The organism is Pseudomonas sp. LG1D9 (genome assembly GCF_002949995.1).
GTDB lineage: Bacteria > Pseudomonadota > Gammaproteobacteria > Pseudomonadales > Pseudomonadaceae > Aquipseudomonas > Aquipseudomonas proteolytica.
In genome coordinates, this window is sequence record NZ_CP026881.1 from 1825299 (window position 1) to 1850334 (window position 25036).

The window sequence follows — 25036 nt, forward strand, 5'->3', positions numbered from 1 at the left end:
ACTGGAGAGAATGCGGTCAAAATTACTCTTCACGGGCCGTAGCCTCCGCGCTTGAAGGGTTGGCAAACTCAGGCCTGAGCTTGCCGTCCTGGTCCAGCAACCAGGCGTCCATGATCTGGCGCACCACCGGGGCGGCCACGCCGGAACCGGACTCGCCGTTCTCGACCATCACCGCCACGGTGATCTTCGGGTTGTCGGCCGGGGCAAAACCGACGAACAAGGCGTGGTCGCGATGGCGTTCCTGGACCTTGGAGCGGTCGTACTTCTCGCCCTGCTTGATTGCCACCACCTGGGCGGTACCGCTCTTGCCGGCAATCCGGTACTGCGCGCCAGCGGCGGCCTTGCGCGCCGTGCCCCGGGCACCGTGCATGACTTGCTGCATACCGTGGTTGACCTTGGTCCAGTCGGACGGGTCGCGCAGGATGATGTCCGCAATCGGGTTCTCATCCACCGGCTTTTCACCCTCGATGGTCTTGGCCAGGTGCGGGCGAATCCACTTGCCCTTGCTGGCCACCAGCGCCGTGGCCTGGGCCAGTTGCAAGGGGGTGGCCTGCATGTAGCCCTGGCCGATCCCCAGGATCAGGGTCTCGCCCGGGAACCAGGCCTGGCGACGGGTGGCGCGCTTCCACTCCCGGGAAGGCATCAGGCCCGGGGATTCTTCAAACATGTCCAGGGATACTTTCTGACCCAGGCCGAACTTGCCCATGTAGGTCGACAAACGATCAATCCCCAGCTTATGGGCCAGGTCATAGAAGTAGGTGTCGTTGGAACGCATGATCGCCGTGTCCAGGTCCACATAGCCGTCGCCGGTGCGGTTCCAGTTACGGTACTTGTGATCGTAGTTGGGCAACATGTAATAGCCCGGATCGTAGACCCGGCTGGAAGCGGTGACCACGCCCGCGTCCAGGCCGGCAATCGCCACCGCCGGCTTGATGGTCGAGCCCGGCGGATACAGACCGCGCAGCACCCGGTTGAACAGTGGTCGGTCAATGGAGTCGCGCAATTCGGCATAGGCCTTGAAGCTGATCCCGGTCACGAACAGGTTGGGGTCGAAACTCGGCTGGCTGACCATCGCCAGCACCTCGCCCGTGTTCGGATCCAGCGCCACCACCGCGCCACGACGCCCGCCGAGGGCCATTTCTGCGGCCTCCTGCAGCTTGATATCCAGGCTCAGGACAATGTCCTTGCCGGGAATCGGGTCGGTCCGCTTGAGCACCCGCAGCACGCGGCCGCGGGCGTTGGTCTCGACTTCCTCGTAACCCACCTGGCCGTGCAACTGCGGCTCGTAGAAACGCTCGATACCGGTTTTGCCGATATGGTGCGTACCGCTGTAATTGACCGGGTCGAGGGTTTTCAGCTCTTTCTCGTTGATCCGCCCCATGTAACCAACCGAGTGGGCAAAGTGCGCCCCTTGCGGGTAGTGGCGCACCAACTGCGCCACCACTTCCACACCCGGTAGGCGGAACTGGTTCACCGCAATCCTGGCGATCTGTTCTTCGGTCAGCTCAAACAGGATCGGCACCGGTTCGAACGGGCGGCGCCCCTGTTTCATGCGTTTTTCGAAGATCACACGGTCTTCCGGGGTCAGTTGCAGCACCTCGACGATCACATCGAGGACCTGCGGCCAATCACCGGAGCGTTCGCGGGTCATGCTCAGGCTGAAACTGGGCCGGTTATCGGCGATCACCACACCATTGCGGTCGAAAATCAGGCCACGGGTCGGCGGAATCGGTTGCACATGCACCCGGTTGTTTTCCGACAACGTGGAGTGATACTCGTACTGAATCACCTGCAGGTAATACAGACGGGCGATCAACACGCACATCAACGCCACCACCGCGATAGCGCCAAAGATCACCCGCGCGCGTACAAGGCGTGCGTCTTTCTCGTGGTCCTTGATGCGGATCGGCTGGGTCATCAGGCAGGGCGCAGACTATTTGTGGTAAGGGTGCCCGGACAGAACTGTCCAGGCGCGATACAGCTGTTCACCAATCAGGATCCGCACCAGCGGATGGGGCAACGTCAGGGGCGACAGCGACCAGCGCTGATCGGCCCGCGCGCAGACTTCCGGCGCCAGCCCCTCGGGGCCGCCGACCATGAAGTTGACCGTACGCGAGTCCAGGCGCCAACGATCCAGCTCCACCGCCAACTGCTCGGTGCTCCAGGGCTTGCCGTGCACCTCAAGGGTGACGATGCGCTCGTTGGTACCGACCTTGGCCAGCATCGCCTCGCCTTCCTGACGGATAAAACGCGCCACGTCGGCGTTCTTGCCCCGGGTGTTGAGCGGTATTTCCACCAGTTCCAGCGCAAGCTCGGATGGCAGACGCTTGGCATACTCATGCCAGCCTTCTTCCACCCACTTGGGCATGCGTGAACCGACAGCAATCAGACGCAGGCGCACAGCCGTTCCTTATTCCTGGTCTTTGTTGAGCTTGTCGAAGTGCGCGTGACCGACTTCCGGGCTGTGGTGCTTGCCATCGGCGGCACGGCTCTGCTCGGCGCCTTTCCACAGACGCTCCAGGTCGTAGAACTGGCGAGCGTTGCTGGTCATCATGTGTACGATCACGGTGTCCAGGTCAGCCAGCACCCAGTCGCTGTCGCCCTTGCCTTCTTCACCCAATGGCTTGACGCCCTGGGCTTTGACGGCTTCGCGAACCTTGTCCAGCATCGCGCCGATCTGGCGGTTGGAGGTACCGGTGGCGATGATCATGAAGTCGGTGATGCTTTGCTTGTCACGCACGTCCAGGACCTGAATGTCCTGGGCCTTCACGTCTTCCAGGGCCGCGACGGCCAGCGCTACCAGCGCTTCACCCTCAGGAGCCGGGACCAACAGGGCTTCCACCGGCAACGGTGCGCTCTTGAACGTGCCTTTGCGCTTAACTTTGCTTACGTCTTTGTTCGTCATATAAAACTCGTTTTGCTCAATAGTTCGGGCGCTTCAATACACGATTATTCGTGCCTTCAAGCGCGCCTTTTCAGTTCGACGCACGGTAAAGCCCGTGCGCATCGATGTAGGCCAGGACCGCGTCAGGCACCAGGAAACGTACCGACTTACCGCTGGCCAGCAGTTGACGGATCTGGGTGGCGGACACCGCAAGCGGGGTCTGCCAGACGAATGCAATATTCCCGCTCGGCCCGGTCAGGGCCTGTGGGTCACTTACCGACCGCGCTGCCAGCAGGTTGCGCAAGGCATCCGGCGGTTCGCTGTCGGCATCCGGGCGTTGCAAAACCAGGATGTGGCAATGCTGGAGCAACTCTTCCCAGCGATGCCAAGTGGGCAGTCCGCAAAATGCGTCCCAGCCCAAAAGCAGAAACAACTGGTCATCGGCGGCCAACTCGGCCCGCGTCTGTTCCAGGGTGTCGATAGTGTAGGACGGTTTATCGCGCTTGAGTTCGCGGTCGTCCACCACCAACGGGGCAATGCCGGCCACCGCACACTGCACCATCGCCAGGCGCTCCTGCGCGCTGACTTGCGGCGTGTCCCGGTGCGGCGGCCTGGCGTTGGGGATCAGCCGCAGCTCTTGCAGCCCGAGGGTATCCGCCACTTCCAGGGCACTGCGCAAATGGCCGATGTGCACGGGGTCGAAGGTACCGCCGAACAGCCCGATGCGTTTACCCATCAAGTGCGCACATGACCGTCACCAAACACCACGTACTTCTCGCTGGTCAGGCCTTCCAGGCCAACCGGCCCACGGGCATGCAGCTTATCGGTGGAAATCCCGATCTCCGCCCCCAGGCCATACTCGAAGCCATCGGCAAAGCGTGTCGAGGCGTTGATCATCACCGAAGCGGAATCCACTTCGTTAAGGAAACGCCGGGCATCGCTGAAATGCTCGGAAACAATGGCGTCAGTATGCTTGGAGCCGTAGGTGTTGATGTGCTCGATGGCCTGGTCCAGATCGTCGACGATCCGAATCGACAGGATCGGCGCGGTGTATTCGGTGTACCAATCCTGCTCGGTCGCCTCGATCACATCGCTGCCCAACAGCGCCCGGGTACGCTCGCAACCCCGCAGTTCCACGCCCTTGTCACGGTAGATCGCAGCCAGCGGCGGCAACACGCGCTCGGCAATACCGGCATGGACCAACAGGGTTTCCATGGTGTTGCACGGCGCATAGCGATGGGTCTTGGCGTTATCGGCAATGCGGATCGCCTTGTCGAGATCGGCCGCCACATCGATAAAGACGTGGCAGACGCCATCCAGGTGCTTGATCACTGGCACCTTGGCATCACGGCTGACGCGCTCGATCAGGCTCTTGCCACCGCGCGGCACGATCACGTCGACAAACTCAGGCATGGTGATCAACGCGCCCACGGCCGCGCGGTCGGTGGTTTCTACCACTTGCACCACTTCGGCCGGCAACTCTGCCACGGCCAGGCCCTGCTGGATGCAGGCGGCGATAGCGCGGTTGGAGTTGATGGCCTCTGAGCCGCCACGCAGGATGGTGGCGTTACCGGACTTCAGGCACAGGCTAGCGGCGTCGATGGTCACGTTCGGGCGCGACTCATAGATGATGCCGATCACGCCCAGGGGCACGCGCATCTTGCCAACCTGGATGCCTGACGGCAGGTAGCGCATGTCGCGGATTTCGCCGATGGGGTCAGGCAGCTTGGCCACCTGGCGCAGCCCTTCGATCATGTCGTCGATACGTGCCGGCGTCAGCGCCAGGCGATCCAGCAATGCCGGTTCCAGACCATTGGCCCGGCCGTTGGCCAGGTCCAACTCGTTGGCGGCGGTCAACTCGGAGCGCGAGGCATCCAGAGCATCGGCGGCAGCCAGCAGGGCACGGTTCTTCTGCGCGGTGCTCGCACGGGCGATCAACCGCGAGGCCTGACGGGCAGCGCGACCCAGGCGGGTCATGTAGTCAAGAACGGACTCAGTCATGGTCTGGTGGGGTCTTGGCAAAGAGGAAAGCGGCAGATTATAGCTGTCGCGCCGTCCTACGGACAGCGGTGAGGGGCGGATGGTCGAAATGAACTGTAAAAACTCGACGTTCAGCGGTGATTAAGCCTGGAGTTGATATCATCCTGTCACATTTGGCCTACGCAACCGCCCTTCGTTATGTCCAGTTCACCCCCCAAGTACCCCGCCAAGCCCCTGCCTGATGGGTTTTTCGACCGCGACGCACAAACGCTCGCGAAAGATTTGCTGGGCAAAGTCATCCGTCATCGTGTCGGCGAGGTGTGGCTGTCGGCGCGAATTATTGAAACCGAAGCCTATTACCTGGCCGAAAAAGGCAGCCATGCGTCCCTCGGCTACACAGAAAAGCGTAAGGCTTTGTTTCTGGATGGCGGCCACATCTATATGTACTACGCCCGTGGTGGCGACTCCCTGAACTTCAGCGCCCAGGGGCCGGGCAATGCCGTGCTGATCAAGTCGGCCTACCCGTGGGTGGATGAGGTTTCAGGGCCTGCAAGCCTGGCACAGATGCTGTTGAACAATCCCGACGCCAGCGGCCGCCCGCGCCCGGCCCACAAGCTCTGCGCCGGGCAGACGTTGCTGTGCAAGGCCCTGGGTTTGAAAGTGCCGATGTGGGACGCCAAGCGCTTCGACCAGGCGCTGCTCTACGTGGAGGATGTGGGCCTGGCGCCCACGCAAATTATCCAGACCACCCGCCTGGGCATTCCCGGCGGGCGCGATGAACACCTGATGTATCGCTTCGTCGATGCTGACTTCGCACCCTATTGCACGCGGAACCCGTTGCGACGCGGCCAGGTCGAAGGCCGCGATTACGTTTTGATTTGAATATCTGAAACAACCGTTTCTGCTGGAAATGGCATCTGCAACACAGCCGATGCCCTGTAGGAGCTGGCTTGCCAGCCCCTACAAGGGTCGCCGGTGTTTTGAGAAGCGCATTCCAGGTAGCGGTTCATTGATGGAGTGATTGTATGGGCCCATGGCTCGATGGCATTACCGGCTGGCTGACCCTCAATCCGCAATGGCTGGCGGCAGCGGTGTTTATCGTCGCCTTTGTGGAATGCCTGGCCATCGCCGGGATTATCGTGCCGGGTACGGTGCTGCTGTTCGCCATTGCCGCACTGGCCGGCAGCGGCGCGCTGTCCCTGGGCGAGACCTTGCTGCTGGGCTTGCTCGGCGGGCTGCTGGGCGATGGGATTTCCTACTACCTGGGTCGGCATTTCCACCAGAACATCCGGCGCCTGCCCGGCCTGCGTCATCATCCCGAATGGATGGACGGGGCCGAGGCCTACTTTCAGAAGTACGGCATCGTCAGCCTGCTGGTAGGACGCTTCATTGGCCCACTGCGCCCCATGCTGCCCATGGTCGCAGGGATGTGCGACATGCCATTCCCGCGCTTTGCTGCCGTCAGCGTGCTGGCCGCCGCCGGCTGGTCGGTCGCCTACCTGTTGCCTGGCTGGGCCGCAGGTGCAGCGTTCCGCCTGCCGCTGCCCGAAGGGTTCTGGCCTGAGGCTGGGGTGGTTGCCGCCTGCCTGGCCGTGTTGTTCGGTATCGCCCTCAACAGCACCCTGCGCGGCCACCGCCGCGCCACTCTGTGGGTGGGCTGCGCCAGCCTGGCCTTGTTGATTGCGATGTTTATCGGTTATCCGTACCTGAACCACTTTGACCAGGGATTGATGGCCCTGGTCCAGGAGCATCGCAGCCCAACCATGGACCGGGTCATGGTGATGATCACGCAGTTGGGTGAGTTCAAGAAGATGTTCGTCGCCAGCGCCGTGCTGACCGGCCTGCTGTTCCTGGCACGGCAATGGCGCCAGGGGATCTTTGTCGGCGCCACACTGCTGGGCGCCGCGCTGATCAATACCGGGAGCAAGCTGTTCTTTGCCCGTGGCCGACCAGAAATCCTCGTCGACCCGCTGACCAGCTTCAGCATGCCCAGCGGTCACGCCTCGGGCTCGTTTGCGTTCTTCCTCGCGCTGGCGGTGCTGGCCGGTCGCGGCCAACCGATTCGCATGCGTCTGGCCTGGCTGCTGCTCGGGGCGATCCCGGCCGCCGCCATTGCACTGTCACGGGTGTATCTGGGGGCGCACTGGCCGAGCGATATCCTGGCTGGCACCTTGCTGGCAATGACGGTTTGCGCCTTCAGCCTAACGCTGAGCCAGCGCCAGAGCTCGCTACCGCCCATGGCGCCAAAGGTCTGGTGGCTGATCGTGCCGGGATGCGTGGCGGTTCTGGGGTTCTTTGCCCTGACCGGGACCTCCCACGCTTTGCTGCGCTACGCCTACTGATCTAGGCCGGACCAACCCAGTCCACGGGAGTGCTACGCCGCTCAGCACAGCGCTCCCGGCGTTCGAACAACATCTCATCGGCGATTTCGGCAGCCCGCTCGGCAATGTACTCCGGGCCACGATCGCCAGCCTGCTGAATCAATTGCGCGGTCACACTGACAAAAAAAGCATCCCAGATCGGCTGCTCCGATGGCGGCAATCGAATCATGTTCATTCCCTGATAGTAGTGGCTGAAGCTCCACTATTTCAGGCGATGGGCACCCGGCATCGAAGAAAAATCCGAACCTTGCGCGGATCAATCCGAGACAACCCGGCTCAGGGAAACAGTTCACCCTGCAACTCATCCAGCAGCAATTGGATCGCATCCAGACGCTGCTGGGGGTCGTCGAGTTGCAGCAACTTGATCTTGTCTGCATCGGTGAACGGCAACAAGTAGGCCAGGCGGTTGCCCAACACCTGCTGCCCCTGCGCATCGGCGCCCATGTCCAACGAGGCGACCATCGGGTGCTCCGCCAGGGCCTCAAGCAGCGCCAACAAATCAGCATCCTCCTCGTCCAACGGGCGCTCGGGGAGGTCTTCCAGCCACTCGACATCTGCTACCAACAGTTGATCGCGCTGCACATCCGCCTCGCGCACCCGAAACCTGCGCCCACCCTCGACCCGAATCCCCAGCAAGCCATTGTCCTGCTGCTTGAAATCACGAATCAGCGCTTCGCAACCAATCACTGCATAGCCGTCGGGCGCCAGGCCGACTTCCTGGCCATCAAGGATGCAGACCACGCCGAAGCCTTCGCCCTTTTTCATGCAGCGGCCGATCATGTCCAGGTAGCGCGCCTCGAACAGTTGCAGGTCGAGGGTGCAGCCTGGAAACAGCACCGTATTGAGAGGGAACAGCGCCAGACTCATAAAGCGTTCCTTAAACCCGATTTAAATCACCAAAGACACGGCCAGTGGCAGGAACACTGCCGTGGCCACGCCCATCAAACTCATCGCCAGTGCGGCAAAGGCCCCGCACTCTTCGCTTTCCTGCAAGGCCACCGAGGTGCCGACCGCGTGGGCGGTCATGCCCAGGGCCATGCCCCGTGCCTCAGGGCTGTGCACCCCCAGGCGAGACAGGAAAGCCGGCCCGATCATCGCACCGATCACCCCGGTGATCAGCACGAACACCGCCGCCAGCGCCGCAACGCCGCCGATCTGCTCGGCCACCAGCATGGCGATGGGCGAGGTCACGGACTTGGGCGCCATGGTCATCAGCACCATATGTTCGGCACCAAACCACCAGCCGAGCCACACACACAGGCCGGTGGCAAACACCCCGCCCACCATCAGCGTAGTAAAAATCGGCCAGAACAACTGGCGGATCCGCCGCAGGTTCAAATACAGCGGCACCGCCAGCGCCACGGTGGCCGGGCCCAGCAGGATGCTCATGATCTCGGTGCTTTTGCGGTACTCGACATAGGTCAACCCGCACCCCAGCAGCACGCCGATCACCAGCAACATCGAGACCAGTACCGGCTGCAGGAAGATCCAGCGGGTTTTCTCGAACCCCGCCAGTACCAGTTGATAGGCGCCCAACGTGATGCCAATACCAAACAAGGGATGGTGGATCACCGCCGCCCACGCGCCCTGCCAATCGAAGGTCATTGCCCCTCCTCCCGCCGCGCCTGGCGCTTGACCAGTTTTTGCATCATCACACCAACAACGCCCATGGCGATTACCAGCGACAGGACCAACGCCCCGACGATGGCCCAGAAATCGGCGGCAATGTCCTTGGCATATACCATCACTCCCACCGCTGGCGGCACCAGCAGCAGTGGCAGGTAACGCAGCAGGCTGCTGGCCGCCAGGCTCAGCGGTTCACCGACCTCGCCGCGCCACACCAGATACGCCAGCAGCAACAGCAGGCCGACAATCGGCCCCGGCAAGATCGGCAGGAACAAGTGATTGATCGCCGTGCCCAGCAATTGAAACAACACCAGCCAAGTCAGACCGCGTAACAGCATGGATTTTCTCCCCCCAAAAGCCCGTGGGCATTATAAGCACGCCGCTCCTATGAACAGGCATTCGCCAAAAGCATGGTGGGTTGACCGGGCCATTTGCCCATGATGATCTACATTGGTTCTCGGGAATCCACCTAAAACAATAACCCCCTGTAGGAACGAGCTTGCTCGCGAAAGCCGTCGACGATAACGGGTGCACCCAGGCAGTACGCGGTGACATTGGGTTTTTCGCGAGCAAGCTCGCTCCTACAAGGGAATAGATTGATGAACCAAGGAGAGTCGCAATGCCTTTCGTACCTGTAGCGCAACTCAATGAATATGTCGGCAAGGAACTGGGACGTTCCGCATGGCTCACCATCGACCAGGAGCGTATCAACCTGTTCGCAGAAGCGACCGGCGATTTTCAGTTCATCCATGTCGATCCGGTAAAAGCTGCCCAGACCCCATTTGGCAGCACCATTGCCCATGGTTTCCTGTCGCTGTCGTTGATCCCCAAGTTGATCGAAGACATCCTGATCATGCCCGAGGGCCTGAAGATGGCGGTCAACTACGGCCTGGACAGCGTGCGCTTTATCCAGCCGGTGAAGGTCAACTCCAAGGTGCGCCTGGCAGTGACCCTCACCGACGCCACCGAGAAAAAGCCGGGGCAGTGGCTGCTCAAGGCCACTTGCACCCTGGAAATCGAGGGCCAGGAAAAACCCGCCTACATCGCCGAATCATTGTCACTGTGCTTCGTCTGATACATCTGTAGGAGCCGGCTTGCCGGCGATAGCGCCAGCAGTCGCGCCATCGCCGACAAGTCTGTATTAGCACACAGACCACTAGGTATAGCTTCCCCCGCTGCGGCATACTCGGCGCTCAATTATCCGGATCCCGCTATGCGCCCAATCGTTCCCCTTGCTCTGGCCTTGTTGCTCACCGCTTGCGGCGACGGCGAACCCCTGTTGCCGCCCGACGCACGGCTGCCGGACGGCGGGCGTTATCGCGGGGATGTGGTCGATGGGCTGTTGCAAGGCCAGGGCCGGGTGGACTACCCCAACGGCAGTTGGTACGCCGGGCAATTCGACAAGGGCCAGTGGCATGGCCAGGGCGAATGGCACGGCAGCAATGGCGAAGTCTATAAAGGTCAGTTCCAGCAAGGTCTGTTCGATGGCCAGGGCACCCTGACCACCGCAGCCAACACCTATGTCGGCGGCTTCAAGCAAGGCCGGCGCAACGGCGAAGGCACCCTCAGAGAGGGGCAGATGACCTATCGCGGCGAATTCAAGGACGACCAGTATTCCGGCCTCGGCCGCCTGGAGTTGGCGGACGGCAGCCAATACCAGGGGCTGTTCGCCCACGGCAAACCCAACGGTGAAGGCCAGCGCAACGACGACAGCGGCAACCAGTTCAGCGGTCACTTCGTCAATGGCCAACTGGAAGGCAACGGCACCTTCAACAGTGCCGAAGGCGACATGTACATCGGCCACTTCAAGCAGAACCAACTCAACGGCAAGGGCCGCTACGAAAACGCCGACGGCGATGTGTGGACCGGCGAGTTCCGCGAAGGCGCCCTCAGCGGTAAAGGCGAACTGACCGGTGTGGATGGCAGCCATTACATCGGGCAATTCAGTGATTGGCGCTTTACCGGTGAAGGGCGCCTGAACCTCAGCGATGGCAGTTTCTACATCGGTGGCTTCGACAACGACAGCTATCACGGGCAAGGCACCCTGGTGCTCACCGATGGCACGGTACAGGCCGGGACCTGGGCCAATGGCCTGCGCGTACGCGATGCCGACGGCAAGCTGTTGCCCGATGCCCTGGAAGTCGGGGTACTGGCCCAGGGGCGTCTGCTCGATAACGCCCTTGCCGCCGTGCCGGCGTCGACCCCGGCGGTCGAGTTGTACACCCTGGTGGTGGCCGGCGACGGCAAGCAAAGCGTATTCCTGCGCGAGGCCGACTATGTCAGCAACCTGCTGGCCAGCCGTTTCGGCGCCCGCGGGCAGATCCGCCTGGTCAACCATCGCGACCACATCGCCGACCGCCCGATGGCAACCCGCGAAAGCCTGCGCCGTGCCGTGCAGACCCTGGCCGAGCGCACCGGCCCCGAAGACCTGGTGTTTATCTACCTGACCAGCCACGGCACCCACGAACACCAACTGGTGCTCGACCAACCCCGCATGGAGCTGGCCGACCTGCCGAGCGACGAACTGGCGGCGGTGATGGCGCCGCTGAAAAACCGCGACAAGGTCATCGTGATTTCAGCCTGCTACTCCGGTGGGTTTATCCCGGCGCTCAAGGATGATCACACCCTGATCATGACCGCCTCGCGCGCCGATCGTGTGTCGTTTGGCTGCTCGGAAGAAGCCGACTTCACCTACTTTGGCGATGCCTTGTTCGCCCAGGCCCTGACCCAGACCGACGATTTGCAACATGCTTTCAAGCTGGCCCAACGGCATGTGACCGAACGCGAAATGGCTGACAACTTCGAAGCCTCCGAACCACAGATCTGGGCCCCCAAGAGCGTCATCGCCCGCTGGCAATTATTACGCAAACAGCAGGCACGAAAGGCGCTGGAAAGCGTCTCTATCAATAGCAAGGAAGCAAAGAGCAACTAAGCTGAAACTGTATCAAGGGGGAAATACCATGTACTTGACGCCTCAGCATATATTGCTTGCCGGAGCCTCGGGCTTGACCGGGGAACATCTGCTGGACCGCCTGCTCAACGAGCCCACCGTCACCCGCGTATTGGCGCCCAGCCGCCGCCCGCTGGCCGAACACCCGCACCTGGAAAACCCGGTCGGCGATCCCAACGTATTGCTGCCACAACTGAGCGGCCGGGTCGACCTGGCCTTCTGCTGCCTGGGCACCACCTTGAAAAAGGCCGGCTCGGAGGAAGCCTTTCGCGCGATCGACCTGGACCTGGTGGTAGCGTTCGGCAAGCGCGCACGGGAGATGGGCGCACGGCACCTGATTGTGATCAGCGCCATTGCCGCCGATCCAAAGTCCTCGGTGTTCTACAACCGGGTCAAAGGGGAAATGGAGCAGGCGTTGCAGGCCCAGGACTGGCCGCAGTTGACCATCGTGAGGCCTTCGCTGCTGCTGGGCGAACGGCTGGAGACCCGGCTCGCGGAAAAGCTCGCGGGCCCGCTGTCGCGGCTGATTCCCGGCAAATATCGCGGCATCGAAGTATGCGAATTGGCCCGGGCCATGTGGCGCCTGGCGCTGGAAGAGCAGGATGGAGTGCGGATCGTCGAGTCGGATGAGTTGCGCAAGCTCGGCAAGTGAGTCTGCTCAACGGTTTTGCACCGGCCCAATGTGGGAGCGGGCTTGCTCGCGAAGGCGCAACTGCCACCAACGAGAGTGACTGAACCACCGCTTTCGCGGGCAAGCCCGCTCCCACAGGTGATCTCGGGACGGCAGGGAATTTTGCATACGCTGCAAAACAAAAGTGGGAGCAGGCTTGCCTGCGATGGCGGTGCAACTGCCACCAACGAGAGTGACTGACACTGCGCCTTCGCGAGCAAGCCCGCTCCCACATTTCAGGTCGGTGTTACACCTTGGCTCAGCGTTACAACCCACCCGTCGCATTGAACCCAACCCCCAATACCGTCAACGCCGACAGCGGCAACAGCAGTGTGTCGAGCAACGCACTGGCCGGCAGATCAAGGCCCGGATAGCTCGGCGCTTCGGCGCCAAAGCGGTCCATGGCGCAACAACCACCCTGCATCGCATACAAGTCCAGGCGCGTCCCCGCATACACCACTGGCGCGCCGGGTTTGGCCGCATCCAGGGTGCGCGCGGTGGCGCAGCCCATCAGTTGCAGTGCCAGCACCATCAACAAGAGTTTATTCATCACTGCTCAAATGATGCTCACCCCAACGCGGCAACATGTCCTGGGGGATATTCAGCAGGTTGAGAATCCGCGCCACCACGAAATCCACCAGGTCATCGATGGTCTGTGGCTGATGATAGAAGCCCGGCGATGCCGGCAGGATGGTCACGCCCATATTCGACAGCTTGAGCATATGCTCCAGGTGAATGCTCGAGTAAGGCGCCTCGCGCGGCACCAGGATCAACTGGCGGCGCTCCTTCAAGGTCACGTCCGCCGCGCGCTCGATCAGGTTATTGCAAGCGCCGGTGGCGATCGCCGACAGCGTGCCGGTGGAGCATGGCACCACCACCATTGCCGCAGGCGCACCGGAGCCGGAGGCCACCGGTGACATCCAGTCTTCCTTGCCATAGACCTTGATCTGCCCCGCCGCCGCACCGGTGTATTCGGTGAGGAAGGCCTGCATCATCTGCACCTTGGGCGGCAGCGAGACGTCAGTCTCGGTGGCCATCACCAATTGCGCGGCCTTGGAAATCAGGAAATGCACCTCGCGGTCTTCACGCACCAGGCAATCGAGCAAACGCAACCCATAAGGCGCGCCGGACGCGCCGGTCATCGCCAGGGTAATGCGCTCCGGGCCGCTCATCGCAGCGCCTCGGCCAGTTTGCCGTGCAAACCGCCGAAGCCGCCGTTGCTCATGATCACCACGTGCGTCCCCGGTTTGGCCTGGCTCTTGACCCGCTCAATGATGCCTTCCAGGGAATCGCTGACAATCGACGGCACGCTGCAGAGTTTGGCAACGGCCGCCAAGTCCCAGCCCAGGTTGGCCGGCGCGTACCACACAACCTGGTCGGCATCGTTGACGCTTTCCGGCAGGCCGTCGCGGTGTGCACCGAGTTTCATGGAGTTGGAACGCGGCTCGATGATCGCGATCACCGGCGCATCGCCAACGCGCTTGCGCAGGCCGTCGAGGGTGGTGGCAATCGCCGTAGGGTGGTGGGCAAAGTCGTCGTAGATGGTAATCCCATTCACTTCGGCAACCTTTTCCATGCGCCGCTTGACGCTCTTGAACGCGCTCAACGCGGCAATGCCCATGGCCGGCACCACACCGACATGACGCGCCGCCGCGAGAGTGACCAAGGCGTTGGCGACGTTGTGCTGGCCGGTCATGTCCCAGTCGACGATGCCTTGGGGCTCGCCCTCGAACAGCACTTCGAACCGGGACCCGTCCTCACGCAGCAACTTGACCTGCCACTGCCCGCCCGCGCCGGTGGTTTGCACTGGCGTCCAGCAACCCATGTCGATCACGCGCTGCAAGGCCGGTTCGGTGGTCGGATGGATCACCAGGCCTTCGCTTGGGATGGTGCGCACCAAGTGATGGAACTGCCGCTCGATAGCCGGCAGATCGGGGAAGATGTCTGCGTGATCGAACTCCAGGTTGTTCAGGATCGCCGTGCGCGGACGGTAGTGGACGAACTTGGAGCGTTTATCGAAGAAGGCACTGTCGTATTCATCGGCCTCGATCACAAAGAATGGGGTATCACCCAGGCGTGCCGACACCGAAAAGTTCTGCGGTACGCCGCCGATCAGGAAGCCAGGGCTCATGCCCGCGTGCTCCAGGACCCAGGCCAGCATGCTGCTGGTGGTGGTCTTGCCGTGCGTACCGGCAACCGCCAGCACCCAGCGCCCTTGCAGCACATGATCGGCCAACCATTGCGGGCCGGAGACATAGGGCAAACCTTTGTTGAGCACGTATTCCACGGCGGGGTTGCCACGGGACATGGCATTGCCGATCACCACCAGGTCTGGGGCCGGGTCAAATTGCGCCGGATCGTAGCCCTGGGTCAATTCAATGCCCTGGGCCTGCAATTGCGTGCTCATGGGCGGATAGACGTTGGCGTCGGAGCCCGTGACGTGATGGCCCAGCTCTTTGGCCAGGACAGCCATTGAGCCCATGAAGGTGCCGCAAATACCGAGAATATGAATGTGCATAGTGGACCTCGTAAAACATCGAGGCAGGTTAGCGCAGGGCGTGGAAAATCGCACTCTTTTACTGCGCCCCGAAGAGTTGCAATCACGCCTGGTACTTGGGCATTGCTGCACAGTACCAGGCTTGATTGCGCACCTTTGGCGAAACAAACAAATGCACTCTAGCTAACGAATCAGAAACAATGAAACTTGCCTCACACCGTCTGAGGTTTTCTCGTCTCCACCTCCCGCACCGCCAGAAGTCTGCCTATGCCATTACTATTGAGATGTTCATACCTTTTATCCAGCGCATCCAACCTGGCAGTAACACTTTTCGACCCTACTGCTGAATCATCCTTATAGGGTTTGTAAATAAATCCGTTTTGCTCCGAAACTTCCGCCATGTTTTTCTCGGACGCATCGTAAATCTTTTCCATCAAATCAAGGCGTTCATTTATGTCAACTGGCCATGTCGAACTTTTTTCCAGGGCCTTACCATCTCCCCCTTCAACCATGGCCTGAATCGTATTGACGGCATACGTCATTTTTAACTCAGCACTTTCTGTACGCGTCTTAACCAATGCAGCACTTTGTTCTGCCCCACCACTTCCCGCCGCAGAAGCAGCATTGGCGGCCTGGCTTGGGGCAGGCTGATGAGCCGGAGGAAGTAGCGGGGTATTGGCAGTAAAATTACCTTTGATCGTTTCGCCCGTCCAGACAGACCCCGCGTAGGTACCAATACTCAGCGGAGTGCTGACAAGTCCGTTTACTGAGGCGCCCACAAAAGCATCCCGCGTGACGGTTTTCAAGCTAGTGTCCGTTTTGAACACCCCGGCCTTGACCAGACGATCAGCTGAAACGAGATTGGCCGCCACATCACCAAATGTTTGGGGTTTGGCAACAGCGGGTTTGGCCGGGCCGGTGAGTGATAAGCCTGGGTGCTGCGTTTTGAACACCATCTCCCTGAATTTAGTCACCCCTTGGGTGTTTGAGGGGCCTACTGGCCGGGTAGGGCCCAGAGTAGAGGTCGGTTTATAAGCATTTGCTATCAAATTAGTCTTGGGGGGCTTTGGACTTACAAAAGAATAAATTTTGGAGGCCCCTCCCTTAAACCCCCTCTTAGTCCGTGTATTGATTCCATCCAAGGATTCACCAGCGGTATTCCCCTCGCTGGATGCTTGCGTCTTCTGCTTATCCCCGGACGCGCTCCAATCTGAAGCCCCTTTCGTGCCGGCAACTGCCTGCTGGCCCGGCGCCTCGGATACCCGGTCCTTTACCTGAAAGGAGGTTGAAACAGGGGAGCCTGTAATATTCATGTTTTCACCCATCGTATAGATATGTAACTATTAATTTTACTTATCCCTAAACCAAACAACCAACGCAATGACTCATCCCTTACCCCTAAGTATAAAAAACACAACACTTAGTTCCACCCAACACACATTTAAAATCGAATATGAAATTTTGTCCCAAGCAAAACAACCGCCCATTACTTCGAACAGCACCCAAAGTAAAAAAATATTAAATAGCCACTACCCGAAGATTATTTCCAGCCAGCCCTCCGCTGTATAAGCCTCATAAGAACTTCATATCAAACATATTTACGCACTACAAAGTACGATCAAAACATCGCCGACTTGCCCACCGGTACCTTTTGTAAAAGGCGAGCGTGGGCGAGTCTTCCAAAAGACAGTAAGAGAGCAGGAGTCTCCCTTGACGTCACTCTGCTGCGGAGCGCAAAGCGATACCATGCTTGCGTAACTTGCGGTATAGCGTATTACGACTAACACCCAACTGTTCTGCTGCCTGGGTCATATGCCAGCGCTGCTGTTCGAGCGTGGTCAACAGTGCCAAGCGCTCGGCGTCCTCCAGCGGCTGTTTTTCCCGCGGTACGGTAATTTGCACCTGGGAAGGCACCTGGCGAATCATTGCCGGCAAATCGCCCACCCCTATCCGCCCACCGTCACACAGCGCGGTCAAGGTACGTAGTACCGTACGCAGTTGCCGGACGTTCCCCGGCCAGGAAAAGTCCAGCAGCGCCTGACGGGCATCGCCATCCAGTTCTATCCCCTGCCCTTCTGCCTCTTGGGCCAGCACAAAGTCCAGTAGCTGCGACTTGTCGCTACGCTCACGCAACGCCGGCAACGCCACCTCCAGACCATTGAGGCGATAGTACAAGTCCTCACGGAAGGTGCCGTCGGCCACCCGCATCAATAAATCACGGTGGGTTGCGCTGATGATGCGCACGTTCACTGCTTGCGGTTCACCGCCGATGGGCACCACCAATCGGTCTTCCAGCACCCTTAATAGCCGGGTTTGCAGGGCCAGGGGCATATCGCCGATTTCATCGAGAAACAAGGTGCCACCGTCAGCCTGTTGCAGCTTGCCGCGCATGCCTTCCTTGCGGGCCCCGGTGAAACTGCCGCCGCGATAACCGAACAGCTCGCTCTCGATCAGGCTTTCAGGGATGGCTGCGCAGTTCAGGGCCACGAAGGCTTTGTCGGCGCGCTGGCTGGCATGGTGGACGGCCTTGGCAAAGGCCTCCTTGCCGGAGCCGGTTTCGCCATTGACCAACAACGGTACGTCCCGCTCAAACACCCGCAAGGCCTTGCGAAAGTCGCTCTGCAGCGCCTCATCTCCCAGGCAGATCCCCGCCAGCCGGGGCCGCTCGACCGGCGGCGGCGCCGACACCACCGGGCTCGGGGCGCGCCGCGCCTCGCCACGCAGTGCCGCAAACACGCTGCGCCCGTCACGGGTACGCAAAGGCCAACTGGCGCTGGCATTGGCGCGACCGAGCAATTGATCCAGGGTGCAGTCGAAAAACATCTCCACCGGCAGGCCCAGCAAGCGCCCCCGTGGTAGGCCCAACAAGTTTTGCGCACTTTGGTTGAGCGCACAGATCCGCCCTTCGCCGTCGAATGCCAGCAGCCCTTCGCTGAACAGGCCCACGGATTCGGCCTGTAGGTGGAAACGCAGCAACCAGTGATTTTCGAAGTGCCGCAGGAAATAACAGCTCTCGATCATCTTCGCCGAAAGATTGACCAGCGCCATGGTGTGGAACTGGCTCTGGCGCGATACCGCTTCGCGGGCCGACGACACGTCAAGCACCGCCAACAGGTCGCCATGGGGATCAAACACCGGGCTCGCCGAGCAGGTCAGCCCGGTATGGCGACCGCGAAAGTGTTCATCGCGATGAATGGTCAGGGCCTGGCGCTCCACCAGGCAGGTGCCGATACCGTTGGTGCCTTCGCAGGCTTCGCTCCAGTCGGCGCCGAGCCATAACCCGGCACCCTCGAATACCTTGCGTTCGCTGGGCGCGGTGACGCAATTGAGGATCACCCCGCGCGCATCGGTCAGCAGCACCGCGTGGCCGGCGCCAGAGAGTTGTTGATGCAAACTGTTCATTTCGTTGCCGGCGATGTGCAGCACTTGCTGCAGGCGCTCGCGGCTTTCCAGCAGGCGCTCATGCTCGAGCACCGTGGGCGCGACGGTCAACGTCGGGTCGAGGTGATAGTCCTCTACGCAGCGCAGCCAGGAACGGGCAATCGATGGGTCGCTGCCAGGACCGTGCAACGGGTCTTGCCCACGGGTGACGGTCAGGACTTGCCGGGCATGGCGGCTGAAATGATCGTTGTGCATGTTCTTATTGTTCTCCTGTTGCGCGGGACACACCGCGGACCGGGACGCCCAGCATCCTCCAGGCCTGGGCGCATTGCAATCCCGCGGCGACCCATGGGTCACAAGCTGTATCGCTTGTGGCACAAAGTGTCACCCTGACTGTACCGCCTGTGTCACAGCAAAGCCTTGCAACAAACCCCAACCCCTTGATTTACCTGCGCTGCAGGGCGCTGGCCCGACCTTTGCTCTACGCTTTATCAAGCGCAGCAATGCTGCACTCCAATAAACATAAGAAGTCAGGAGATACCCACCATGCGTTACGCACACCCTGGTACCGAAGGCGCTATCGTTTCGTTCAAGGCCAAGTACGGCAACTACATCGGTGGCGAATTTGTGGCACCGGTCGACGGCAACTACTTCACCAATACTTCGCCAGTGAACGGCAAGCCCATCGCCGACTTCCCGCGTTCCACGGCCAAGGATATCGACAAGGCGCTGGACGCCGCCCACGCCGCCGCTGATGCCTGGGGCAAGACCTCGGCCCAGGACCGTTCGCTGGTGCTGCTGAAAATCGCCGACCGCATCGAACAGAACCTGGAACTGCTGGCCATCACCGAAACCTGGGACAACGGCAAGGCGGTACGCGAGACCCTCAACGCCGATATCCCCCTCGCCGCCGACCACTTCCGCTACTTCGCTGGCTGCATCCGCGCCCAGGAAGGCAGCAGCGCCGAGATCAACGAACACACCGCCGCCTACCACTTCCATGAGCCCCTGGGCGTGGTCGGGCAGATCATCCCGTGGAACTTCCCCCTGCTGATGGCCGCCTGGAAACTCGCGCCAGCCCTGGCCGCCGGCAACTGCGTGGTACTCAAGCCCGCCGAGCAGACCCCACTGGGCATCAACGTGCTGATGGAAGTGATCGGCGACCTGCTGCCACCCGGCGTGCTGAACGTGGTTCACGGTTTCGGCAAGGAGGCAGGCGAAGCCCTGGCCACCAGCAAGCGCATCGCCAAGATCGCCTTCACCGGCTCCACCCCGGTGGGCTCGCACATCATGCATTGCGCGGCCGAGAACATTATTCCGTCCACCGTTGAGCTGGGCGGCAAGTCGCCGAACATCTTCTTCGCCGACATCATGAAAGCCGAGCCGCAATTTATCGAAAAGGCCGCCGAAGGCCTGGTGCTGGCGTTCTTCAACCAAGGCGAAGTGTGCACCTGCCCATCCCGCGCGCTGGTGGAAGAGTCGATCTACGACGACTTCATGAAAGTGGTGATGAAGAAGGTTGAGTCGATCAAGCGTGGCGACCCGCTAGACACTGACACCATGGTCGGCGCCCAGGCGTCCGAGCAGCAGTTCGACAAGATCCTGTCGTACCTGGAAATCGCCAAGGGCGAAGGTGCCGAGTTGCTGACCGGCGGCAAAGTGGAAAAACTGACCGGCGATCTGGCCACCGGCTATTACATCCAGCCGACCCTGCTCAAAGGCACCAACAAGATGCGCGTGTTCCAGGAAGAAATCTTTGGCCCGGTGGTGAGCATCACCACCTTCAAGGATGAAGCCGAAGCACTGGCGATCGCCAACGACACCGAGTTCGGCCTGGGCGCAGGCTTGTGGACCCGCGATATCAACCGTGCGTACCGCATGGGCCGGGCGATCAAAGCGGGGCGCGTGTGGACCAACTGCTACCACCTGTACCCCGCGCATGCGGCGTTTGGCGGTTACAAGAAGTCCGGGGTGGGTCGTGAGACACACAAGATGATGTTGGATCACTATCAGCAGACCAAGAACCTGCTGGTGAGCTACGACATCAATCCACTGGGTTTCTTCTAAGTTTCGTCAGCACCACACTCCCACACTTGAAATGCAATCAAGTGTGGGAGCTGGCTTGCCTGCGATGAGGCCAGTACAGCCAATACTCATGTTGAATGTGAAACCGCTATCGCAGGCAAGCCAGCTCCCACACTGAATCATCATAAATACTCGGCATCTCATCCGGCTCAAGTCAGTCGGGATAAAACAATAAGAACCAAAGGTACTTCCCCATGCCTAGCGAACCGACAGGATCCTCCGTCGACTTCGAAAAAGTCGACTCCGAATATTTCCAACAACGTGAACTGAAAAAAGGCGCTGCCGGCTGGGTGCTGTTAGTCGGCCTCGGCGTTGCCTATGTGATCTCCGGCGACTACGCCGGCTGGAACTTCGGCCTGGCCCAAGGCGGCTGGGGCGGGATGTTCCTCGCCACATTGCTGATGGCCACCATGTACTTGTGCATGTGCTTTTCCCTCGCTGAACTGTCTTCCATGATCCCCACCGCCGGCGGTGGCTACGGGTTTGCCCGCAGTGCATTCGGGCCCTGGGGTGGGTTCCTCACCGGCACGGCGATCCTCATCGAGTACGCGATCGCCCCCGCCGCCATTGCGGTGTTTATCGGCGCCTATTGCGAGTCGCTGTTTGGCATCGGCGGCTGGATGATCTACCTGGCGTTCTACATCATCTTTATCGGCATCCACATCTTTGGTGTCGGGGAAGCGCTGAAGCTGATGTTTGTGATCACCGCTGTCGCCGCGATTGCCCTGGGCGTGTTCCTGGTATCGATGGTGCCGCACTTCAGCGTCGCCAACCTGTTGGATATCCCCGTGACCGAGGCCAAGGGCGCCAGCAGTTTCCTGCCGTTTGGCTACGTTGGCGTGTGGGCCGCGATCCCCTATGCGATCTGGTTCTTCCTGGCGGTCGAAGGCGTGCCCCTGGCCGCCGAAGAAACCAAGAACCCGAAACGCGACCTGCCCCGCGGCCTGATCGGCGCGATTGTGGTGCTGACCAGTTTTGCCCTGCTGATCCTGGTGATCGCACCCGGTGGCGCCGGTACCCTGGCGCTGGTCAAGTCCGGCAACCCGCTGGTGGAGTCCCTGGCCCTGGCCTACGGCGGTTCCACCTGGATGGGCAGCTTCGTCAACCTGGTGGGCCTGGCCGGGCTGATCGCGAGTTTCTTCTCGATCATCTACGCCTACTCCCGGCAGATCTTTGCCCTGTCCCGCGCCGGCTACCTGCCGCGCAAGCTGTCGCAGACCAACAAAAGCAAAGCGCCGGTACTGGCCCTGGTTATCCCCGGGATCATCGGCTTCGGCCTGTCGCTGACCGGCCAGGGCGACCTGCTGATTTTGGTGGCGGTGTTTGGCGCGACCATTTCCTATGTGTTGATGATGGCCGCGCATATCACCCTGCGCATCCGTCGCCCCAAAATGGAGCGCCCTTACCGCACACCAGGCGGCATCTTCACCTCGGGCCTGGCCCTGATACTGGCCTGCATTGCGGTCGTGGCGGGTTTCCTGGTGGATCCACGCGTGGTGATTGGCGCGGCGATCATCTATGGAGTATTAATTGCTTACTTTGCTTTCTACAGTCGGCATCACTTGGTAGCAGGCACGCCGGAAGAAGAATTCGCGGCGATCCAGGCCGCAGAGGCCGCCTTGCACTAAACGCCGTAAACCACGATGCGGGCCAGCGCCCGCGTCGTCATGGAGAGTCTGTATGGCAAGTTTTTCCCATTCGGTCGGTGCATTGACCTACCGTTTCGACAGCCTCAAGGACGTGATGGCCAAGGCCAGTCCCGCACGCTCCGGGGATTTTCTCGCAGGCGTCGCCGCGCAGAACGATGGCGAACGGGTTGCGGCGCAAATGGCCCTGGCCAATATCCCGTTGAAGCACTTCCTTGAAGAGGCGCTGATCCCTTACGAAAGCGATGAAGTCACCCGGCTGATCATCGACACCCACGACCAGCAAGCCTTTGCCGTGGTCAGCCACCTGACCGTCGGCGGCCTGCGCGACTGGCTGCTCAGCGACGCCGCCGACGAACACAGCCTGCGCGCCCTGGCGCCAGGGCTAACCCCGGAAATGGCCGCCGCCGTGTCGAAGATCATGCGCGTGCAGGACCTAGTGCTGGTGGCGCAGAAGATCCGCGTCGTTACCCAATTTCGCGGCACCCTGGGCCTGCGCGGGCGCCTGTCCACACGCCTGCAACCCAACCACCCTACGGATGAACCGGCGGGCATTGCCGCGAGCATCCTCGACGGGCTGCTGTACGGCAACGGCGACGCCATGATCGGCATCAACCCGGCCACCGACAGCATCGCCTCGATCTGCGCCATGCTGGAGATGCTCGACGCGATCATCCAGCGCTACGAGATTCCGACCCAGGCCTGCGTGCTGACCCACGTCACCACCTCCATCGAGGCGATCAACCGGGGCGTGCCCCTGGACCTGGTGTTCCAGTCGATTGCCGGCACCGAAGCGGCCAACGCCAGCTTCGGGATCAACCTGAATGTGCTGCAGGAAGGCTACGATGCGGGCTTGAGCCTGAATCGCGGGACCCTGGGGCAAAACCTGATGTATTTCGAGACCGGGCAAGGCAGTGCCCTGTCGGCCAACGCGCACTTTGGCATCGACCAGCAAACCTGCGAAACCCGCGCCTATGCCGTGGCGCGGCATTTCAAGCCGTTCCTGGTCAACACCGTGGTCGGTTTTATCGGCCCCGAGTACCTGTACAACGGCAAGCAGATCATCCGCGCCGGCCTCGAAGACCACTTCTGCGGCAAGCTGCTGGGCGTGCCCATGGGGTGCGACATCTGCTACACCAACCATGCCGAAGCCGACCAGGACGATATGGACACCCTGCTGACCCTGCTGGGCGTGGCCGGGATCAACTTCATCATGGGCATCCCGGGCTCCGACGACATCATGCTCAACTACCAGACCACGTCCTTTCACGACGCGCTCTACGCCCGCCAGACCCTGGGGCTCAAGCCCGCGCCGGAATTCGAACAGTGGCTGGCGAAAATGGGCATCTTCACGCAAGCCGATGGCAAGGTGCAGTTTGGCAACAACCTGCCACCGGCCTTCCGCCATGCCTTGGCGCAATTGGGATGAAGAAGGAGCCTGAAGTGCAGACCGACACACCTCCAAGCGATAACCCATGGCTGGAACTGCGGCGCCTGACCCCGGCGCGGATTGCCCTGGGCCGCACCGGCACCAGCATCCCCACCGGCGCGCAACTGGACTTCCAGTTCGCCCACGCCCAGGCGCGGGACGCGGTGCACCTACCGTTCGACCATGCCGGCCTGAGCAGCCAGATGGCCGAGCGCGGCCGCGACAGCCTGTTGCTGCACAGCGCCGCCCCCGACCGCCATAGCTACCTGCAGCGCCCGGACCTGGGGCGGCGCCTGAGCGATGAGTCGGCGCAGACCCTGCGCGACTACGCCCTGGCCAACCCGGGTGGCGTGGACCTGGCGGTAGTGGTGGCCGATGGTTTATCGGCGCTGGCGGTGCATAAACATACCGTGCCGTTTCTGACACGCATGGAAGAACAGACCCACGCTGAAGGCTGGTCGTTGTCGCCGGTGATCCTGGTGGAACAAGGCCGGGTCGCGGTCGCCGATGAAATCGGTCAGTTGCTCGGTGCCAAAATGGTGGTGATCCTGATCGGCGAACGGCCGGGGCTCAGCTCGCCGGACAGCCTGGGGCTGTATTTCACCTACAACCCCAAGGTGGGCCTGACCGATGCGTACCGCAACTGCATTTCCAACGTGCGCCTGGAGGGCCTGAGCTACGGCATGGCGGCCCACCGTTTACTGTACTTGATGCGCGAGGCCTGCCGGCGACAGCTGTCGGGGGTCAACCTCAAGGACGAGGCGCAGGTTCAGACCCTGGAAACGGATGATCCGGACTTGATGAAAGGCAACTTCCTACTCAGCCCGCCCAAGGACTGATACCAGCACGATTGCGATTTTTCGCCGCTTTAGGCAGCATCAAGCAGCGGGCGCCCGAGTAAAGGACCGTTTGCCGTCGTATTCCTATAGAAGTTGAGGCCTAGCATGCGGATCACTCAAGCGACTCTGGAACACCTGGACCTGTTGACCCCGTTATTCGTCAAATACCGTGAGTTCTATGGCGCGCTGCCCTTTCCTGACTCATCCCGGGCCTTTCTGGAAAAGCGCCTGCGGCGCAAGGAATCGGTAATCTACCTGGCCCTGCCCGATGACGACGACAGCAAACTGCTCGGCTTTTGCCAGCTGTATCCGAGCTTTTCTTCGCTGTCATTGAAACGGGTGTGGATCCTCAACGACATCTACGTCGCCGAGGATGCCCGGCGCCAATTGGTGGCCGATAACCTGATGCGTACCGCAAAAAAGATGGCCAAGGAAACCAATGCCGTGCGCTTGCGCGTATCGACCAGCAGCGATAACGCCGTGGCGCAGAAGACCTATGAGTCCATGGGCTTTCGTGAAGACACCGAGTTCAAGAACTACACGCTCCCGATCAGCGAAGACTGAAACACCGCAAAAAAATGTAGGAGCTGGCTTGCCTGCGATAACCTCACCGAGGTCTGGCTGACACACCGAGGTGCCTGCATCGCAGGCAAGCCAGCTCCCACATT

Annotated in this window: 24 protein-coding genes; 10 read left to right on the forward strand and 14 right to left on the reverse strand. The window is 61.0% G+C overall.

The window, feature by feature from the left end:
- Positions 1-22: 22 nt before the first annotated feature.
- The 5 genes from mrdA to C5F71_RS08760 form a co-directional block, all read right to left on the reverse strand.
- Positions 23-1918, reverse strand: a complete 1896-nt coding sequence (gene mrdA / locus C5F71_RS08740) for a penicillin-binding protein 2 (protein WP_029292261.1) — start codon at positions 1916-1918, stop codon at positions 23-25.
- A 15-nt stretch (positions 1919-1933) separates the two neighbouring features.
- Positions 1934-2401: a 23S rRNA (pseudouridine(1915)-N(3))-methyltransferase RlmH gene (gene rlmH, locus C5F71_RS08745; RefSeq protein WP_104910974.1), complete on the reverse strand. Its 468-nt coding sequence runs from the start codon at positions 2399-2401 to the stop codon at positions 1934-1936.
- 9 nt (positions 2402-2410) lie between these two features.
- Positions 2411-2905 (reverse strand): ribosome silencing factor, encoded by a 495-nt coding sequence (gene rsfS, locus C5F71_RS08750; protein WP_032861691.1) that lies wholly within the window; start codon positions 2903-2905, stop codon positions 2411-2413.
- A gap of 70 nt (positions 2906-2975) precedes the next feature.
- Positions 2976-3620, reverse strand: coding sequence for a nicotinate-nucleotide adenylyltransferase (gene nadD, locus C5F71_RS08755; RefSeq protein WP_029292264.1), 645 nt, complete (start codon positions 3618-3620; stop codon positions 2976-2978).
- Complete coding sequence (locus C5F71_RS08760) at positions 3620-4885, reverse strand: glutamate-5-semialdehyde dehydrogenase (RefSeq protein ID WP_029292265.1); 1266 nt, start codon at positions 4883-4885, stop codon at positions 3620-3622. Before C5F71_RS08760 ends, nadD begins: the two co-directional genes overlap by 1 nt.
- 177 nt (positions 4886-5062) lie before the next feature.
- Between C5F71_RS08760 and C5F71_RS08765 the strand changes: the two genes are divergently transcribed.
- Positions 5063-5746 carry a DNA-3-methyladenine glycosylase gene (locus C5F71_RS08765; RefSeq protein WP_070995655.1) on the forward strand — a complete coding sequence of 228 codons (684 nt, stop codon included), beginning with the start codon at positions 5063-5065 and terminating at the stop codon, positions 5744-5746.
- A gap of 143 nt (positions 5747-5889) precedes the next feature.
- Positions 5890-7206, forward strand: a complete 1317-nt coding sequence (locus tag C5F71_RS08770) for a bifunctional DedA family/phosphatase PAP2 family protein (protein ID WP_029292267.1) — start codon at positions 5890-5892, stop codon at positions 7204-7206.
- A 1-nt stretch (position 7207) separates the two neighbouring features.
- On the opposite strand, the gene C5F71_RS08775 is transcribed toward C5F71_RS08770, so the two are convergent.
- The 4 genes from C5F71_RS08775 to C5F71_RS08790 all read right to left on the reverse strand — a co-directional run bounded on the left by C5F71_RS08775 (position 7208) and on the right by C5F71_RS08790 (position 9209).
- Positions 7208-7414, reverse strand: a complete 207-nt coding sequence (locus C5F71_RS08775; protein WP_029292268.1) for a hypothetical protein — start codon at positions 7412-7414, stop codon at positions 7208-7210.
- 107 nt (positions 7415-7521) lie between these two features.
- Positions 7522-8112: an LON peptidase substrate-binding domain-containing protein gene (locus C5F71_RS08780; protein ID WP_070995636.1), complete on the reverse strand. Its 591-nt coding sequence runs from the start codon at positions 8110-8112 to the stop codon at positions 7522-7524.
- Between the two features lie 21 nt (positions 8113-8133).
- The gene (locus C5F71_RS08785) at positions 8134-8850 is read right to left on the reverse strand and encodes an LrgB family protein (RefSeq protein WP_029292270.1); all 717 of its coding nucleotides are present in this window, start codon (positions 8848-8850) and stop codon (positions 8134-8136) included.
- Positions 8847-9209, reverse strand: a complete 363-nt coding sequence (locus tag C5F71_RS08790) for a CidA/LrgA family protein (RefSeq protein ID WP_029292271.1) — start codon at positions 9207-9209, stop codon at positions 8847-8849. Before C5F71_RS08790 ends, C5F71_RS08785 begins: the two co-directional genes overlap by 4 nt.
- A 281-nt stretch (positions 9210-9490) precedes the next feature.
- On the opposite strand from C5F71_RS08790, the gene C5F71_RS08795 reads away from it, so the two are divergent.
- The 3 genes from C5F71_RS08795 (at position 9491) to C5F71_RS08805 (ending at position 12473) form a co-directional block, all read left to right on the forward strand.
- Positions 9491-9946, forward strand: a complete 456-nt coding sequence (locus tag C5F71_RS08795) for a MaoC family dehydratase (protein WP_070995635.1) — start codon at positions 9491-9493, stop codon at positions 9944-9946.
- Positions 9947-10084: 138 nt separating this feature from the next.
- Entirely contained in the window at positions 10085-11803 is a 1719-nt protein-coding gene (locus C5F71_RS08800) for a C13 family peptidase (RefSeq protein ID WP_092230683.1), read from the forward strand.
- A 28-nt stretch (positions 11804-11831) separates the two neighbouring features.
- Positions 11832-12473, forward strand: a complete 642-nt coding sequence (locus C5F71_RS08805) for an oxidoreductase (RefSeq protein ID WP_029292274.1) — start codon at positions 11832-11834, stop codon at positions 12471-12473.
- Positions 12474-12756: 283 nt separating this feature from the next.
- Here the strand turns inward: C5F71_RS08805 and C5F71_RS08810 are convergent, their stop codons facing one another.
- The 5 genes from C5F71_RS08810 to C5F71_RS08830 all read right to left on the reverse strand — a co-directional run bounded on the left by C5F71_RS08810 (position 12757) and on the right by C5F71_RS08830 (position 18624).
- A complete protein-coding gene (locus C5F71_RS08810; RefSeq protein ID WP_070995633.1) occupies positions 12757-13041 on the reverse strand; it encodes a YceK/YidQ family lipoprotein in 285 nt (94 codons plus the stop codon).
- Positions 13034-13663 (reverse strand): flavin prenyltransferase UbiX, encoded by a 630-nt coding sequence (gene ubiX, locus C5F71_RS08815; RefSeq protein ID WP_038443595.1) that lies wholly within the window; start codon positions 13661-13663, stop codon positions 13034-13036. Before ubiX ends, C5F71_RS08810 begins: the two co-directional genes overlap by 8 nt.
- Positions 13660-15009, reverse strand: coding sequence for a UDP-N-acetylmuramate:L-alanyl-gamma-D-glutamyl-meso-diaminopimelate ligase (gene mpl / locus C5F71_RS08820; protein WP_029292277.1), 1350 nt, complete (start codon positions 15007-15009; stop codon positions 13660-13662). The genes ubiX and mpl overlap by 4 nt, the downstream gene beginning before the upstream one ends.
- A gap of 191 nt (positions 15010-15200) precedes the next feature.
- The gene (locus C5F71_RS08825) at positions 15201-16301 is read right to left on the reverse strand and encodes a hypothetical protein (RefSeq protein WP_158682857.1); all 1101 of its coding nucleotides are present in this window, start codon (positions 16299-16301) and stop codon (positions 15201-15203) included.
- 403 nt (positions 16302-16704) lie between these two features.
- Positions 16705-18624 carry a sigma-54-dependent Fis family transcriptional regulator gene (locus tag C5F71_RS08830; RefSeq protein ID WP_104910976.1) on the reverse strand — a complete coding sequence of 640 codons (1920 nt, stop codon included), beginning with the start codon at positions 18622-18624 and terminating at the stop codon, positions 16705-16707.
- Positions 18625-18915: 291 nt separating this feature from the next.
- On the opposite strand from C5F71_RS08830, the gene C5F71_RS08835 reads away from it, so the two are divergent.
- From C5F71_RS08835 to C5F71_RS08855, 5 genes are all read left to right on the forward strand, one after another.
- Positions 18916-20436, forward strand: a complete 1521-nt coding sequence (locus tag C5F71_RS08835) for an aldehyde dehydrogenase family protein (RefSeq protein WP_029292280.1) — start codon at positions 18916-18918, stop codon at positions 20434-20436.
- Between the two features lie 212 nt (positions 20437-20648).
- Positions 20649-22082, forward strand: coding sequence for an ethanolamine permease (gene eat / locus C5F71_RS08840; RefSeq protein ID WP_029292281.1), 1434 nt, complete (start codon positions 20649-20651; stop codon positions 22080-22082).
- 52 nt (positions 22083-22134) lie between these two features.
- Positions 22135-23529 (forward strand): ethanolamine ammonia-lyase subunit EutB, encoded by a 1395-nt coding sequence (locus C5F71_RS08845; RefSeq protein WP_092230694.1) that lies wholly within the window; start codon positions 22135-22137, stop codon positions 23527-23529.
- Positions 23526-24368 (forward strand): ethanolamine ammonia-lyase subunit EutC, encoded by an 843-nt coding sequence (gene eutC / locus C5F71_RS08850; protein ID WP_092230698.1) that lies wholly within the window; start codon positions 23526-23528, stop codon positions 24366-24368. The genes C5F71_RS08845 and eutC overlap by 4 nt, the downstream gene beginning before the upstream one ends.
- Positions 24369-24473: 105 nt before the next feature.
- Positions 24474-24932 (forward strand): N-acetyltransferase, encoded by a 459-nt coding sequence (locus C5F71_RS08855; protein WP_029292284.1) that lies wholly within the window; start codon positions 24474-24476, stop codon positions 24930-24932.
- The last annotated feature ends 104 nt before the right edge of the window (positions 24933-25036 follow it).

Coding starts and splice junctions, on each gene's coding strand:
- mrdA (WP_029292261.1), bottom strand. CDS start 1,918: ATGACCCAGCCGATCCGCATCAAGGACCACGAGAAAGACGCACGCCTT.
- rsfS (WP_032861691.1), bottom strand. CDS start 2,905: ATGACGAACAAAGACGTAAGCAAAGTTAAGCGCAAAGGCACGTTCAAG.
- nadD (WP_029292264.1), bottom strand. CDS start 3,620: ATGGGTAAACGCATCGGGCTGTTCGGCGGTACCTTCGACCCCGTGCAC.
- C5F71_RS08760 (WP_029292265.1), bottom strand. CDS start 4,885: ATGACTGAGTCCGTTCTTGACTACATGACCCGCCTGGGTCGCGCTGCC.
- C5F71_RS08765 (WP_070995655.1), top strand. CDS start 5,063: ATGTCCAGTTCACCCCCCAAGTACCCCGCCAAGCCCCTGCCTGATGGG.
- C5F71_RS08770 (WP_029292267.1), top strand. CDS start 5,890: ATGGGCCCATGGCTCGATGGCATTACCGGCTGGCTGACCCTCAATCCG.
- C5F71_RS08775 (WP_029292268.1), bottom strand. CDS start 7,414: ATGATTCGATTGCCGCCATCGGAGCAGCCGATCTGGGATGCTTTTTTT.
- C5F71_RS08780 (WP_070995636.1), bottom strand. CDS start 8,112: ATGAGTCTGGCGCTGTTCCCTCTCAATACGGTGCTGTTTCCAGGCTGC.
- C5F71_RS08785 (WP_029292270.1), bottom strand. CDS start 8,850: ATGACCTTCGATTGGCAGGGCGCGTGGGCGGCGGTGATCCACCATCCC.
- C5F71_RS08790 (WP_029292271.1), bottom strand. CDS start 9,209: ATGCTGTTACGCGGTCTGACTTGGCTGGTGTTGTTTCAATTGCTGGGC.
- C5F71_RS08795 (WP_070995635.1), top strand. CDS start 9,491: ATGCCTTTCGTACCTGTAGCGCAACTCAATGAATATGTCGGCAAGGAA.
- C5F71_RS08800 (WP_092230683.1), top strand. CDS start 10,085: ATGCGCCCAATCGTTCCCCTTGCTCTGGCCTTGTTGCTCACCGCTTGC.
- C5F71_RS08805 (WP_029292274.1), top strand. CDS start 11,832: ATGTACTTGACGCCTCAGCATATATTGCTTGCCGGAGCCTCGGGCTTG.
- C5F71_RS08810 (WP_070995633.1), bottom strand. CDS start 13,041: ATGAATAAACTCTTGTTGATGGTGCTGGCACTGCAACTGATGGGCTGC.
- ubiX (WP_038443595.1), bottom strand. CDS start 13,663: ATGAGCGGCCCGGAGCGCATTACCCTGGCGATGACCGGCGCGTCCGGC.
- mpl (WP_029292277.1), bottom strand. CDS start 15,009: ATGCACATTCATATTCTCGGTATTTGCGGCACCTTCATGGGCTCAATG.
- C5F71_RS08825 (WP_158682857.1), bottom strand. CDS start 16,301: ATGAATATTACAGGCTCCCCTGTTTCAACCTCCTTTCAGGTAAAGGAC.
- C5F71_RS08830 (WP_104910976.1), bottom strand. CDS start 18,624: ATGCACAACGATCATTTCAGCCGCCATGCCCGGCAAGTCCTGACCGTC.
- C5F71_RS08835 (WP_029292280.1), top strand. CDS start 18,916: ATGCGTTACGCACACCCTGGTACCGAAGGCGCTATCGTTTCGTTCAAG.
- eat (WP_029292281.1), top strand. CDS start 20,649: ATGCCTAGCGAACCGACAGGATCCTCCGTCGACTTCGAAAAAGTCGAC.
- C5F71_RS08845 (WP_092230694.1), top strand. CDS start 22,135: ATGGCAAGTTTTTCCCATTCGGTCGGTGCATTGACCTACCGTTTCGAC.
- eutC (WP_092230698.1), top strand. CDS start 23,526: ATGAAGAAGGAGCCTGAAGTGCAGACCGACACACCTCCAAGCGATAAC.
- C5F71_RS08855 (WP_029292284.1), top strand. CDS start 24,474: ATGCGGATCACTCAAGCGACTCTGGAACACCTGGACCTGTTGACCCCG.